This is a genomic window from Lysinibacillus sp. UBA5990 (assembly GCF_002429815.1).
Lineage (GTDB): Bacteria > Bacillota > Bacilli > Bacillales_A > Planococcaceae > Lysinibacillus > Lysinibacillus fusiformis.
On sequence record NZ_DJAY01000015.1, the window covers coordinates 1,492,072 to 1,505,944 of the forward strand.

Genomic DNA, 13,873 nt, shown 5'->3' on the forward strand with positions numbered 1-13,873 from the left:
GACTATCATAAAGACGCTTTCCTTAGTTCTGAAAAGCGCCGGATTATTTTGCAAGAAAGCCTAATTTATTTTTCAGAGGTAACTAATTGTTTTGTCGTTTGTTCACTTCAATCGTAATGAATTCTGGCAAATAGCTGGGCGTACATCCTTTTGCCACTTTTTCATTTTTGTAAAGACCCGTTTTCTCACCAAGTTTAATACAACGTGCACGATTCTTTTCATCATAAACACCTATCCAGCCTGCGGTGAAATTCATAGCCCACTGTACTTCCGGTTCTTCCTGCATAATATTAGCTTCTAATGCAGATAGCAGGTGTGCAGTGTTATCAGGGGGTATTTGCCCAGTCCATCTCAATCGCCCTTGATGATACCAAAAAGCTCGCCTTTGAAGAGTTGATTGACTATTCTCCCATGACTCCATTAACTCAATTTTCTTCTTGTCTTTTGTGAGCTGATTCGCCATTAACCAATCCATTAAGTTATTTCGCTCATCAAAAGTGTGAGTCTGCATATCCTTATCAAGCTTATTTAACACTTCATGTGAAAGACATTTTTTGTCCATAATTAAAATCGCTAATAGTCTAGGTAAAAACTCTTTGGTTGACCAAAGTTCCATAGCTAGTTCATGGTCTTTTTTTATGTCCTTCGCGATTTTTCGTAGGTCGCCTAGCTTCGTTTTACTATTGATCTGAGATAGAATGTTTTCTGCTTTTGAAGGGCGTGTTATTTCTGTATCTTTTTGTTCATCCATTTTATACAGCTCCTTTATTAAAGCATTATTTCATAATACGATATATCCAAAACTTAATTTCGTTATAAGTTTTATGGCCGTGCTGTTCCTCCAAAGTTTATCTTTTTTCATAGAAAAAGTCCAAGAAATGTTGGTTTAACAGCATTTCTTGGACTTTGATTTCTTTTTGGGACATTCACGTATTCTAGAGCATACAAATGATTAATCTTAAGTTGGGTGAATCCAATCGATTTACGTCCCATTGAAGGAAATATCGGTTAATTAAAATGATTTAACTATTTTTTCACATTTATACCTTTATATCCAACAAATAAGATTAAAAACCAAACTGGTGCGACATATAGCGCAATACGCATATCTGGAATAAACGCCATTAGCACAATCACCATTAATAAGAATGCAATGGCAATATACGTAGAAAGTGGATAAAGCGGAATTTTAAATTTCAGCTCGGCTACTTCCTCTTTCGTTTTTGACTTTCTAAATTTCAATTGTGCTAATAATATAATCATCCAACTTGTAATGACTGCAACAGTTGCAACAGCAGAAATATAGATGAACACTTTTTCAGGTACTACATAGTTTAAGACAACCGCCATTAGTAACACTGCTGAAGAAAATAAAATCCCTCTACGTGGACTACCGTTTTTGCTTACTGATTTGAAATATGTGGGACCATTTTTTTGTACTGATAAGTTATGTAGCATACGTCCTGAACCGTATAGACCACTATTAAATGCAGACATTGCTGCTGTAATGACAACAAAGTTAATAATGTGAGCAGCAGCAGGGATGCCGACGTAATCAAAAATTTGAACAAACGGGCTACCTTCTGAACCAACTTCGTTCCAAGGATAAATAATCATCATAACGCCTAATGCACCAATATAGAAAATTAAAATACGCCAAACAATGTTGTTAATAGCTGACGGAATTGACTTGCTAGGATTTTTTGCTTCTCCTGCAGAAATACCAACTAATTCAACTCCACCGAATGAGAACATAACTAATACTAATGACATTAAAATACCATGGAAACCATTTGGCATAAAACCGCCATGTGCCCATAAATTATCGAAGCCAATTGCTTCACCGTGGTTGCCAACACCGAAGAAAATAATGGCTAATCCTAGAACGATCATACCGATAATCGCAACAACTTTAATCATCGCAAACCAGAATTCGAATTCTCCGTAGGCTTTTACATTTGCTAAGTTTACAAGCGTCATCATAACAAGTACTACAAGGGCAGTTACCCATTGTGGAATATCAGGGAACCAGTAGTTAATGTATACACCGACTACTGTTAATTCTGCCATGCCAACGACAATCCACATGAACCAATACGTCCAACCCGATAAGAACCCAGCAAAGCGTCCTAAATACTTATTGGCGTACGTACTGAACGAGCCTGATACAGGTTCCTCTACTGCCATTTCGCCTAATGCACGCATAATTGTGAAAATAACTAATCCGCCAATTAAATAAGCTAGTAAAATAGAGGGCCCAGCCATTTGAATGGTTGAACTAGAGCCATAAAATAAACCGACCCCAATGGATCCGCCAAGTGCAATTAATTGCATGTGACGAGTACTTAATCCGCGCTTTAGCTGTGAATCTTGATGATTGTCTTTCATAATGTCTAACTCCTATTACATTTAGATTTTCAAATACTTTGCTCAAAAAAGGAATAAAAAAAAACGCCCTTTTGGATTAACCAAAAGGACGATTCAACTCGTGTTACCACCTTTAATTTATAAGCAATTCACATTACTTACCTTAAGAAGTACGGTCATTTGACGATACTCTCGCACATGATTACGGATGCTTACCGGTGTAGCCTACTTAGAATGATCTTTTCGGTACACAGCTCCAAGATGAATTCTCAATCGTTTTACATGCACCTCTCATCAACCGGTAACTTTCTGTTCGTAAAAATAATTGATACTATTTCTTTTCATAGCCTTTGTTCTATACAAATATTTTTGAATTGTTTTTCATTTTACAGCAAAAAAATATTTTGTCAATATAAAATTTCTTCATAACCCGTTTAAATTGCAGATGATATTTACTAGATAAATAGAATTCACCATTTATTTTGGCATAAACACAAGTGTCAGTCAGCTTGCTACCATCTGCGGATAGATCCTCATTCCTTAACGTTCCTTCCAATATGCTGAAAAATGACTGTTCCATACCATTATGTGTTTCACTTCTATTGTAACTGTCTTCGTCACCTTTGTACGCTAAAATATCAACTTGCTGGTAATCCAAAGTCTTGCTTCTAATGTTGAAAAAACAACCGCTTTTGCTCCCCCATTTTTCACAATAGTAAGATTCACCATAGTCAATCCAGCTCTTTCGGAAAGCTCCGTTACGCCCATTTTTTGTTTTGCTAACATCACATCAATATGAATAATAGTAGCCACATCATCCACCTCAGACCGTCCAATCATTTTCTGATTTTATATGAATCGCTTCTTGTAGAAGCCGTTGGAGGATAGAAGCAAAAACAGCAATCATCAATGAAGCGAAAATAATAATGAGCACTATTATGCCAATAGGAGGGTCAACTTTCCTTGCTATAAAATGGAAGATCGGCATTCCTAAAGCATACAACCCACTGATTAAAATCGCGCAACACTTTATCTTCTTTAATGCCTTTACAGATAACTTTGAAAACGTAGTATCCTCGTCAATATACTTTAAAAGTTTAAAAGCCTGATAGAGAGCAAAGAAAAAAGGCACGGCCGCTCCATACATCACGGTGAAAATAAGAGTTGTCATTGGAGAAAAATTTGGATACAAACTTGATGCGAAATTAGCGATTTGAGGCACTAAAAATATACATAAAGTAAGAATTGCAATTCCAGCCAGAAAAATAATAACCTTTAAGAAAGTCGTTGAACCTCGTTTAACACTCATTTTCAGCACCTCACTTATTTAATAACATTATCAATTTACCACAGAATTTATCGTTTTGCGATAAAATTAAATTGTTTTGGATTATATTATTATTGTTTTTTTATATAATACCTAAAATTTTAACTCAACTATAATGACCCTTTTTCTAAGATCTTCGAGCACATTGCACAGTCCCCGCCTTTAAGCTCATTTTAATTTTAATAGGAATTTTTTTATATTTTGATATGATAACAGTAAAGTACTTCCATTTTCGGAGGGTTCACAGAATTATAAAAATTCATATACTTAAATACGCTGTTGAAGGGTTGGATGATAGATTGAATAATACATGGAACAAAATAATTTACAAGATAGGCTCTTCCTTCTACGATAAATTTTTTAACACAGGTATTTTTCTAAAAGCGAGAAGGAGGATTTTTCAAGAAGTACCTTTTAAAAGCAAACAAAAAATATTGTATGTAGGCATTGGTACTGGAGCGGATTTAGAATTAATTGATTACGCTAAATATGATATTACAGCCATTGATTATTCTCCTGACATGTTAAATAAAGCTAAAAATAAATTCAAGAACTCTACTATTCATTTTTTAGAAATGGATGCTCAAAAAATGGCGTTTGAAGATGAATCCTTTGACTATATTGTAGCGAGTTTAATTCTTTCGGTCGTTCCTGATGGAAGTAAATGTTTTGGAGAAATGATAAGAGTTTTAAAAAAAGATGGAAGAATGTTGATTTTTGATAAATTTGCTCCTAAAAATCAAAAAATAACATATACAAAAAAGCTGTTACGTCCATTAATAAGTTTGTTAGGAACCGATATTGGTAGAAATTTTGAAACACTCATTATTCAAAACAAACAACGGATAAAAATAGAAAAAGATCATCCTGTAATGTTGAATGGCATGTATCGATATATTGAAGTAATTAAAGTATCTTAGCTACTATACTATATAGGCATAGTTGTCCTTATTGTCAAACATGCCCCTAGAAAATTAATAGTGGGAATTTAGTTACCATTAATTTTATTATGTAAACTAAATGCAATAAAATTTACGCACCAATACATGCTCAATGATTATGTATTGGTGCTTCCGTCAGTAATTAAAAGGACAATTAAGTTTTCTTTCTTCTTTTAATATCTCTAACATTCAAAATGGCACCTACTATAATGACCAATTAAGAAATCAGTTTATATTAATTTTTCCTTTAATAACACCTGGAATAGTTAAAGTCCCGTCCAAATAATCCTTTAGCGAAACCTTAATTGGTTCACAACTCTCTCCTACACCGATTATCAGAGATAAATCTTTTGGTGAATAGATCACTGTATGTAACGTTCCAAAATACTCTTTATAGTATTTAAAAAACAAGGGAGAGTTTCCATCATTAAAATTATTATATAAAGATATTGGTGAAAGTTTCTTTTTTAAAAGACTATTTACATATTCCTTCCGCTTTAATGATCCTTGTATCTCTCTTCTATTTTTCTCTTGTAATATTTCTGATTCAAAATGATTTGTACAGGATAGTGAATTGCCGAGACGGATAACCTGTTTGTGGGGAGAAGCTTCTACGACTACCCCTACTCCACTTGGATCTGTGATCGAATAATTGTAACAATATCCATGAGGAATATTTGAAATTAAGTCGACTGCCTCTTTTATACATCCACACTGATCTAATAACATTCGAACAATTGTTGTTGCCATAAAACCTTCTTCTTTGTCATGATTATTTACAAAATGTAATCCAACAACAAGCCCTCGCTCATTCATCCCATCAAGCCTGCCAATTACAGAATGGCTAAATCCAACACTTGCATAGCCATCTGTTGGATTACAAAATACGAGTCTTGCATCATATAACTCTGGACTAAAATCATAATTACGTGCGTAATAATTATCATTTATAAATGTAGTACAGCCCATCGGTGGAAAAGATACATCATATCCGCTATATAGCTTCACGATAAGGTCTAACTCCATCTCTAGCCCTTTTGCTATACCTTTAAGTTCCTCTAAAATACCTGGTGAAACAGTCTTTAGTATTTTTTGAGCCTTTGTTGAATTAGTGTTAGTACTTAACGTTTGAAGCAAATTTAATTGTTCGAACAACATGGATGATTTAATCTCTTCACTTTGTGTCAATCCCAAATCATTATAACTACCTTTTAACTCAACAACGCCTACAAACAACTCTTCCATGTCTCATACCCCTCGCCTTACAATTTGAGTAACTGGCATTAACAAATCCAATTCAGTAAAATCCACACCATGATACCACTCCAGGATTGAAGACGTTGGTGTCCATTTATGTTCGGAAGCATAGCGTAACAATTTGTGATAACCATTTTGAATTATTGAGATTGAATCATGATAAGGCATTGCAATACAGATGCATTGCGGTATGTGTTCTATAAAGGCAGTTTCTGATAAAGTATTTATTTCTAGATCAATTGGGATACCAAAACCAATTTGTGCTTTAATAAAATCATTACCAGATACATATTTCAAGTAACAATTTTTAATAGGAATTTTTAATTTTTTTAATTCATTTCCTCTACGCAAAAAGTGTTCTTTGAATTCTCCTATTTTAGATTCAGCATTATACCAAATAATTTGTTCTGCACTTTTTTCTGTTAGATAAATCTCGCGCCTTATAGAATCACTTTCTAAATAGCGTAGGCTGACCGTTAAATGGTCCCTTTTCTTGTTAATATTATTAATCCAATTCTCCATCATCTGCTTTTGTTTTGCTTCATCGTTCTCCATTAAATAAACTTTTATATCTTTTATTGGTATATCCGCTAAACGTAAACTGGAAATCAACTTTACTGTCGCGATTTGATCATTGGAATATACCCGATAACCATTCACGCTTCTTTCCCGTGGTATAAGTAAATTCTTTGCCTCATAATACCTTAATGCACTTTTAGAAATACCCGTTTTTTCAGAAAAAAGCTGTATATTCATGAATTCAGTCAAATTACCATCTCCCTAAGTCTAATGTTAAACCTTAAAGTAACTTGAATGTAAAGATAAATTTCCCAGAAAAAATGACTCACTCGTTCCAGCATGTCAATTCAAGAAATGCATTAATTATGTAAACCTTATTTACCCCATACATTTTTAGAAAAAAATTAAGTTTTACGAATGGATGTAATCCTATTTGCAACTAGTACGGTACGGAAAATAAACCGCTAAAAATATGGAAGAGCACCAACTAAGGGCAAGTCTTCATACAGTTAGAATTAATAACCTAAAGTAACATCTTTGTTCCAAATAATATTGATAATACATAACTAAAGAACTATAATTAAAAAAGTTGAGATAGTTAAAAAGAAGGTGGTAAGTATCTATGAGTCAACAGCTGAAAAATGGTAAGGTCAGAAAAGGAAGTTTAAAAAATCGCATTATCGGAATTTCACTTTTGCTGTTTATTTCGGTTATCAGCATTAGTTCCTACTTGAATATTAGTACAGTTAAAGAAAATGTTTCAGATGCGTTATTAGAAAAGAGTATCCAACAAGTCGATGAAATTGCACGTCAAGCAGAAAATATCTTACTTTCCACATCTAATCCTACAGTGGAATTGCAAAATTTCGTTGAAAACAAAGCTAAGCAAAGTGGAATAGCTTATGCAGTTGTCATTGATAAAAACGTTACGGCAATTGCTCATAGTGATCAAGAAAAAGTTGGTAAAAACTATGAAGATGACCCCTACTCTGTTGATGGAGCAAAACATGGGAAAACTATGACGAGTAGATTTTATGCTGATGTTCAGAAAAGTTGGACGTTCGATATAATGGTACCTATTTACATAAATAATACGTTATACGGTTCTATGGATGTAGGTATTTTTGAGGGCGATATCACAAAGGTCACGAATGAAATTTTAATAAAGGAAATTATGACAGTTGGTGTTGGCTGTTTAATCATCATTATACTAATGATTGTTATTTTTAATAAAATGTTCAAACCTTTGTTGTTAGCAGTTGATAAATGCAATGAAATGGGAAAAGGAGAATTCACTGAGTTAATCAACCAAAAGTATACAAGTAGAAACGATGAAGTAGGCAAGCTTACATATGCATTAAATGAGATGCAGAACAATTTTGTCGATTTACTTAATGAAATCAGTCAAACTTCAAAAAAGGTAACTGCATCTTCTGAAGAACTTAAAGATACTACAAGTATTTCTTTAGAGTCTTCAAAGGATTTATCATCCGCTGTTGAAGACATCGCTAAGGGTGCAGTGGAACAGGCAAAAGATACCGAATATGGGACTACAAGTATTGGAGAGCTTGGAGAATTAATTGAAAATAATCAAGGTCATTTAGAAAACCTAAATAAATTTGTCGATGAAGTAAGCAATATAAAAGATGAGAGTTTACTCATATTAAAGGAGCTTGTTGCTACAACAGAAGAAAATAATATGGCAGCAAAAGAAATTTATACTATCATTCTCACGACTAACGAAAGCTCTGGGAAAATTCAAAATGCAAGTCAAATGATAAGAACTATTGCGGAACAGACGAATTTACTAGCCCTAAATGCAGCTATTGAGGCGTCTAGAGCTGGTGAAGCAGGAAAAGGATTTGCGGTCGTTGCGGACGAAATACGGAAGTTGGCAGAACAATCCAATCAATTTACTAAGGAAATTGCCACGGTGATAGGGGATTTAACAGGAAAAACGGGACAAGCAGTTCAAACAATGCAAGAAGTGAATAATCTTGTCAATTCGCAAACAAAAAGTGTTGAAACTACAAATGGTAAATTCGAAGATGTTGCAGTTTCTATTGAAAAAATAAAAACGGTAATTGAGGATTTATATAACTTAGGCAATACTATGGGTGAAAAAAAAGACGAAGTCATAGATATTCTACAAAACTTATCTGCCATATCCGAAGAAAATGCAGCTGGGACGGAAGAAGCAGCCGCATATTTACAGAATCAAACAACCTCCATTTATGAAGTTGCCCATTCTAGTGAAGAATTAGCAAAGTTAGCTAATACAATGGAGGAAAATGTCTCTAAGTTTACAATTCAAACAAATGCAAATCGATAATAAAAGCAAAGCTCAATTTCTCTAATTTTATACAGAGAAATTGGGTTTTTTTCAAAAAAACAGCTTTTAATTCTTCCTTAGCACTACCTATCCGTTATACATAAGGTATCTGTAAGAATGCAATAAAAAAAGACGATTTATTGTAAGAACCTTTACATAAAAACTGAAAGATATTGTCTTGTGCCTGTATCTTTTGGTTCTTTTGTAATTCCTGCAAAAAAATAGTTAATTACTATACAAATGAGTGGAGAGATCAGCAGTTTGTGTAGAAGAGGGATTCTGCACCGAAACCGCAGTTTTAACCGAATCCCTACTTTTCAAAAATTTAATTAGTTGTTTAAATAGTGAACTTTTGTAAATTTTCTGAACTAAGACTATATGAAATCACTTTCTTTTTACGCTTCTTGACTACATCCACATGATCATCGTAGGGAAAAATTAAGAAATCCACATCTTTTTTGCCACTTTTTAAGTTGATGACAAATGGAGTAACATTCGTCTCAGGTCGTAAAAATAATTTTTCATTGCCCGGAAATATGTAATATTTTTTCAAAAAGATAGCTTTATTAAAAACATCTATAAATCTTATTTTTTCTCCCTCTTCTAAATTATTTCCATTAAACGTGACCGTAACTTCCTTTGAGTCTAGTTCTTTGTGAAGTTCAAATTTATTTACTATCCATGCCACAGCTATACTTGGTGGGCTCATTAACAATTTAATAATAGATCCAATCACTATCGTAATGATCAATCCTGCTGTCATCTTTTATCAACTCTTTCAGCCATTTTTTCTTCATAGCTATTACTTTATTAATTATTTGATTTTTCACTAATATGTAATGTGGCTATATGGATGTTTGATCATCCGCCTTTCAATAATAAAGGATTTATATTTTTTATCACCATCCAATTTTAAATTTTTTTGACCATCCACTTAGGATTAATACAATTTCATCAAAATAAAAGGAGCGTTCAAAACGCCTTGTCTTTTATAAGACAATTAGTTTTGGACGTTCCGTTTATACTAAGCATTTTCATGTAAGGTGGCAGACATTTGCTAAAATATGAGCTTTCAATCTAGGTTTCTACCTTTTTCGAATGAAGAACCTTCGCTCAAGGTGTTTGTTCGTCGGCCGAGGGACCGTAGATGCCAGGGACGGGAATATCGAGAAGGCGCAAGTATACCCCGAGTTGCGCCCTGTGGTGGACCATATGGCTTAGTCCGAAGGTACGGAATGCAAGTGCTCGTGGCTCGCAGCGGATGATATGATCACCTTGACGCAATGTCCATTCTTCACCTAGCATTTTCTCGTCACATTCAGCAAGCAAATGTTCAAGTTTGGCAACGTTTCCATCAAACTCATTTAGAATATCAGATTGTTTTTCTAATGGATCTCTTCTTAGCGGTACGGTTAAAAGATCAAACTCTAAGTATTGAAGTATAGCGATTTGCCAGTTCAATATGTTAATCAAATGTGTGGCTAGCCCACCGAGCGTCATCGATTTCTCGTGTGGTTTCCATGACAGATGCTCCTCAGGCAAACGTTCCAAAATGCGACGTGTAGCGGTCAATTCTTGCGATGTGTCACCGACGATTAGTTGTTTAATCATGATATCTCTCCTCCCTTTTGGTTAGTTTACTATAAATTGCATTTAAATAGAAAGTCTCTCTAGTTCCTAGACTGTTATACATAAAACGGTGGTTTCAAAAACATAACATTGGTGTCTTCAGCTATGACGGACGCTTCCACCTTCTCTTTACAAATAGTCTGCTAAGTCCAAGAAAAAAAGAAGCTGCAATCACAGCTCCTTTTATAAAAACTATAGCCACTCTGCACTATTATCAGCAAGTTTTTGCAGCTCATTCATAAAAATTCCTGCATGATAACCATCACAAACAGCATGATGAAACTGTAGTGAAATTGGTAAGCGGTACTCCCCATTTATAGAAGTATATTGAGCACCCGTTATTATCGGTAATAGATAATCTCCGCCATTATGAATGTTCAAATTAAATCCGGTGAAAGAACACCATGGTATCATGGAGATAGGGATATTATTTTCAGGTATAGGCATTTTTGGAAACATTCGATCTGTACCATTATATGTTTCTATATCTTGCTCATATTGCGTGTAGAATTCAGTAAATGTAGTGTAATTGGATGTCCAAACGCAAGAAAATGTGCATGACTGTTTATCAAAAATTGTGTATGAAGGCAACATTTCCTCCCAATACCCTAGCTGCCCTTCTGCGTTAAAGTTAGTTCTGAATTCTTGATGTGCATTGACAATTTTAGTTATCATAAATATAAACGCGGGATATAGTTTCAAATTCTTTTTCTTTAAATTCTCCATCAAAACAGTAATATTAATATCATTCGTTATACTGAATGATGTTTGTTGTTGCAAATAGTGTTCAAAATACTCTTTCCGTTGCCAATTCTCGCGGTCTATCAAATAAAATTTCATATTTTCACGCCTCCTAAAATGTTGGTTGGTTTTAGGAGGCTATTTTCACTGTTTTCTTCATTTAAATCATCCTTTTTTTCTAAATCAACCTTAATTATTTTCCTAATTCTAGCACTTATTTTACAGCAAAATTTGCTGTAATAAAACGAAATTTATAAGTGAGCATTTGCTTTGCCAACATGGGATAACAACCTGATTCTCTTAGACCATTACTTGATTTTGACAATAATCTTCCCCTTAGCCCTTCCAGACTCGGCATATTCCATTGCTTGTTGAGCTTCTTCAAATGAAAAAATTCTATCTATGACAGGTTTGATTTTACCTGATTCAATATAGTCCGCAATTATACGTAATTGCTCACCACTTGGCTTCATAAATAAAAATGAATAGTGAGCATCATGCTTCTTTTCAAGTGCCGTCAGTTTATAACTTGCTGCTGAAAACAATAATCTTTTAAAAAACCCTGAGCCATGCTCTTTCGCAAAGCGGGCATTCGGTAAGCCTGAAACTGAAACGATTTTTCCTCCACGTTTAATGATCTCAAAGGATTTTTCGAGTGACGTCCCTCCGAGTGTGTCGAAAACTGCATCGTAATTTTCTAATAGCTCCTCAAACTTTTCTGTCTTATAGTTGATTACTTCATCAGCACCGAGAGTTGTTACTAGATTTGCCCCAGCTTCACTAGCAGTCGTTGCCACAGTTGCCCCCATTAATTTAGCTAATTGAATAGCAAAAGTACCGACACCACCAGACCCTGCATGAATCAACACTTTTTGTCCTGTTTGTAATTGCATGATGTCATGCAATGCTTGATATGAAGTTAAGCCAACGAGTGGGATGGACGCAGCTTCCTCAAAACTTAAATTTTTAGGCTTTAACGCTATGTCATCCTCATGAATTGCGATAAATTCGGCAAAGGTACCAATTTTGCTTTTACGTGGCCGTGCATATATTTCATCTCCTACTTTAAATCGATTTACCTTTGTACCAACCCTTACCACAACTCCTGAAAAATCATTTCCGAGGATTAGAGGCATTTCATACTTAATTAATAGTTTTACTTTCCCATCCCGTATTTTAAAATCGATCGGATTAATACTGGCCGCACGAATTTCTGCTAGAATTTCATATTCACCAATATTAGGTGTAGGCACTTCTGCTAAACGCATGGGAGCATTGCCATATTTATCAATCACCATAGCTTTCATTGTTGATTCCTCCAATTCATGTCTGATACCAGTCGTTTCAATAATATTCCTTTAACAACGATTCAATATCTATAACAAGTGTTTTTAATAAACCTAATTTCGTACGTATATCGATATAGTAAAAATTTTTTGTCCCTTCTTTACGCATTAAAATAACGCCAGCATCTCGTAAAATTTTAAGGTGGTGTGACACAGCAGGTCTAGAGAGATGTGTTTGCTCTGTGATTTCACCAACACGCAAGCCTGTTTGACAATCTGTTGCCATTAGAACAAGTAAAATAGATTGACGTGTTTCATCACCAATTGCCAATAATACCTTTTGACAGTTCATAAAATTTTCTTTAATGGTGTGCAGTTGTTCCTCTTTAGTCATTGAGTGAATACCTCCTGTAATTAGTTGAATAGTTTAAGTTATTGAACCGTTGTGCATACAACAATATAATACAGGGCTACTCCGTGCAATATTGAGAAAGTAAATCGAGACGAATCAATTGAAGCATGCGTGTCCCTAAACAACAAAAAAACACAGAGGTCACATGGACCTCTGTGTTACTTGCTTTCATTGATAAGAGCCTTCATATCTCCAACGATTGTTTCAACTGGTACGTTTGTCGCGCCATCATAGTCTTTTACAACTGTGCCATCTGCATTCACTAAATAATAGCTCGACATATGTATGACTTGGTCTGAGTTAGGATCATTTTTGACTAATGAATTGAATGATTTACGTGCAAATTGCTCGATAAATTTCTGCTGATAACCTGTTAATAGCTGCCATTTGCTTTCATCTACAACGTTATACGTATTTAAGTAGTTTGTTAATACGTCTGGCTTATCCACTTCCGGATCTACACTAAATGCAACAATTTGATAATCTTCAAGGCCTTCATCCTGTAGCGCCTGCTGTACTTCTGTCATATTAAATGTCATAGGCGGACAGATTGTCGTACAGTTTGTAAAAATAAACATGGCCAACCAAGGCTTGCCCTTTAAATTATCTAGGCTCACTTGTTCATTTTTTTGATTGGTTACATTAAAATCTTGAACCTCAATATTTAGAGATGGCTCAAACTTGTAACTTCCGCAAGCAGCTAAAATGCTACTAAATGCTAGTACTAGAACTAGCAGCATGCTTTTCTTTTTCATTTATTTTTGCACACTTCCCTTCATTTCTTCACCTTATTTTATGCATTCTAGATGCCAAATACAAGATAATGAACTTATCCAATCGATGCATTTTGTGTAAGTTGTGAACATTAACTATTTTTGGCATTACATCACTCTACTTCTTCCAAATGACTCTCCTTTTCAAAAAAAATTTCAAAGCTTTTTTTTATTATTTTCGTTATTTCCCAAAGAAAAAAATCATTGTTATATAACAAATAATTTCACACTTTCAAACGTCGCTGGATATTAATAGCAGAATAATAAATTACAGAATATTCTCTTTTAA

At 34.3% G+C, this 13,873-nt stretch carries 13 protein-coding genes, 2 pseudogenes and 1 other annotated feature; of the genes and pseudogenes, 2 read left to right on the forward strand and 13 right to left on the reverse strand.

Going from position 1 to position 13,873, the window contains the following annotated elements; genetic code table 11:
* Positions 1-82: 82 nt before the first annotated feature.
* The 5 genes and pseudogenes from B3D94_RS19980 to B3D94_RS20000 form a co-directional block, all read right to left on the reverse strand.
* A complete protein-coding gene (locus tag B3D94_RS19980) occupies positions 83-751 on the reverse strand; it encodes a DNA alkylation repair protein (protein ID WP_291759795.1) in 669 nt (222 codons plus the stop codon).
* A 275-nt stretch (positions 752-1,026) separates the two neighbouring features.
* Entirely contained in the window at positions 1,027-2,388 is a 1,362-nt protein-coding gene (locus tag B3D94_RS19985) for an amino acid permease (protein WP_291759797.1), read from the reverse strand.
* An 81-nt stretch (positions 2,389-2,469) separates the two neighbouring features.
* Positions 2,470-2,721 (reverse strand) — a binding site (T-box leader).
* Between the two features lie 121 nt (positions 2,722-2,842).
* Positions 2,843-2,923: pseudogene (locus B3D94_RS19990) on the reverse strand (N-acetyltransferase); the annotation flags it as partial.
* Between the two features lie 51 nt (positions 2,924-2,974).
* Positions 2,975-3,180 (reverse strand): annotated as a pseudogene (locus B3D94_RS19995) (helix-turn-helix domain-containing protein); the annotation flags it as partial.
* Between the two features lie 10 nt (positions 3,181-3,190).
* Positions 3,191-3,676, reverse strand: a complete 486-nt coding sequence (locus tag B3D94_RS20000) for a DUF2975 domain-containing protein (RefSeq protein WP_069481498.1) — start codon at positions 3,674-3,676, stop codon at positions 3,191-3,193.
* Between the two features lie 317 nt (positions 3,677-3,993).
* On the opposite strand from B3D94_RS20000, the gene B3D94_RS20005 reads away from it, so the two are divergent.
* A complete protein-coding gene (locus B3D94_RS20005; protein WP_069483358.1) occupies positions 3,994-4,614 on the forward strand; it encodes a class I SAM-dependent methyltransferase in 621 nt (206 codons plus the stop codon).
* Positions 4,615-4,860: 246 nt separating this feature from the next.
* On the opposite strand, the gene B3D94_RS20010 is transcribed toward B3D94_RS20005, so the two are convergent.
* Positions 4,861-5,880 carry a C45 family autoproteolytic acyltransferase/hydolase gene (locus B3D94_RS20010; protein WP_069481499.1) on the reverse strand — a complete coding sequence of 340 codons (1,020 nt, stop codon included), beginning with the start codon at positions 5,878-5,880 and terminating at the stop codon, positions 4,861-4,863.
* 3 nt (positions 5,881-5,883) lie between these two features.
* Positions 5,884-6,660, reverse strand: a complete 777-nt coding sequence (locus B3D94_RS20015; protein ID WP_069481500.1) for a MerR family transcriptional regulator — start codon at positions 6,658-6,660, stop codon at positions 5,884-5,886.
* Positions 6,661-7,033: 373 nt separating this feature from the next.
* Between B3D94_RS20015 and B3D94_RS20020 the strand changes: the two genes are divergently transcribed.
* Positions 7,034-8,743: a methyl-accepting chemotaxis protein gene (locus B3D94_RS20020; protein WP_291759804.1), complete on the forward strand. Its 1,710-nt coding sequence runs from the start codon at positions 7,034-7,036 to the stop codon at positions 8,741-8,743.
* 337 nt (positions 8,744-9,080) lie between these two features.
* Here the strand turns inward: B3D94_RS20020 and B3D94_RS20025 are convergent, their stop codons facing one another.
* The 6 genes from B3D94_RS20025 to B3D94_RS20050 form a co-directional block, all read right to left on the reverse strand.
* The gene (locus tag B3D94_RS20025) at positions 9,081-9,506 is read right to left on the reverse strand and encodes a YfmQ family protein (protein ID WP_291759807.1); all 426 of its coding nucleotides are present in this window, start codon (positions 9,504-9,506) and stop codon (positions 9,081-9,083) included.
* A 350-nt stretch (positions 9,507-9,856) separates the two neighbouring features.
* On the reverse strand, positions 9,857-10,354 hold the full coding sequence (locus B3D94_RS20030; RefSeq protein WP_069481503.1) for a DinB family protein: 498 nt from the start codon (positions 10,352-10,354) through the stop codon (positions 9,857-9,859).
* A gap of 210 nt (positions 10,355-10,564) precedes the next feature.
* The gene (gene catA / locus B3D94_RS20035; protein WP_291759811.1) at positions 10,565-11,212 is read right to left on the reverse strand and encodes a type A chloramphenicol O-acetyltransferase; all 648 of its coding nucleotides are present in this window, start codon (positions 11,210-11,212) and stop codon (positions 10,565-10,567) included.
* Positions 11,213-11,421: 209 nt separating this feature from the next.
* Positions 11,422-12,420 (reverse strand): NADP-dependent oxidoreductase, encoded by a 999-nt coding sequence (locus tag B3D94_RS20040; protein ID WP_069481505.1) that lies wholly within the window; start codon positions 12,418-12,420, stop codon positions 11,422-11,424.
* Between the two features lie 37 nt (positions 12,421-12,457).
* Positions 12,458-12,793 carry an ArsR/SmtB family transcription factor gene (locus B3D94_RS20045; RefSeq protein ID WP_036126089.1) on the reverse strand — a complete coding sequence of 112 codons (336 nt, stop codon included), beginning with the start codon at positions 12,791-12,793 and terminating at the stop codon, positions 12,458-12,460.
* Between the two features lie 176 nt (positions 12,794-12,969).
* Positions 12,970-13,566, reverse strand: a complete 597-nt coding sequence (locus B3D94_RS20050; protein WP_069481506.1) for an SCO family protein — start codon at positions 13,564-13,566, stop codon at positions 12,970-12,972.
* Between the last annotated feature and the right edge of the window lie 307 nt (positions 13,567-13,873).

What these genes read in the sequence shown, in the direction of transcription:
- B3D94_RS19980 (WP_291759795.1), bottom strand. Translation starts at nt 751, where the DNA reads ATGGATGAACAAAAAGATACAGAAATAACACGCCCTTCAAAAGCAGAA.
- B3D94_RS20050 (WP_069481506.1), bottom strand. Translation starts at nt 13,566, where the DNA reads ATGAAAAAGAAAAGCATGCTGCTAGTTCTAGTACTAGCATTTAGTAGC.
- B3D94_RS20020 (WP_291759804.1), top strand. Translation starts at nt 7,034, where the DNA reads ATGAGTCAACAGCTGAAAAATGGTAAGGTCAGAAAAGGAAGTTTAAAA.
- B3D94_RS20025 (WP_291759807.1), bottom strand. Translation starts at nt 9,506, where the DNA reads ATGACAGCAGGATTGATCATTACGATAGTGATTGGATCTATTATTAAA.
- catA (WP_291759811.1), bottom strand. Translation starts at nt 11,212, where the DNA reads ATGAAATTTTATTTGATAGACCGCGAGAATTGGCAACGGAAAGAGTAT.
- B3D94_RS20030 (WP_069481503.1), bottom strand. Translation starts at nt 10,354, where the DNA reads ATGATTAAACAACTAATCGTCGGTGACACATCGCAAGAATTGACCGCT.
- B3D94_RS19985 (WP_291759797.1), bottom strand. Translation starts at nt 2,388, where the DNA reads ATGAAAGACAATCATCAAGATTCACAGCTAAAGCGCGGATTAAGTACT.
- B3D94_RS20010 (WP_069481499.1), bottom strand. Translation starts at nt 5,880, where the DNA reads ATGGAAGAGTTGTTTGTAGGCGTTGTTGAGTTAAAAGGTAGTTATAAT.
- B3D94_RS20045 (WP_036126089.1), bottom strand. Translation starts at nt 12,793, where the DNA reads ATGACTAAAGAGGAACAACTGCACACCATTAAAGAAAATTTTATGAAC.
- B3D94_RS20000 (WP_069481498.1), bottom strand. Translation starts at nt 3,676, where the DNA reads ATGAGTGTTAAACGAGGTTCAACGACTTTCTTAAAGGTTATTATTTTT.
- B3D94_RS20040 (WP_069481505.1), bottom strand. Translation starts at nt 12,420, where the DNA reads ATGAAAGCTATGGTGATTGATAAATATGGCAATGCTCCCATGCGTTTA.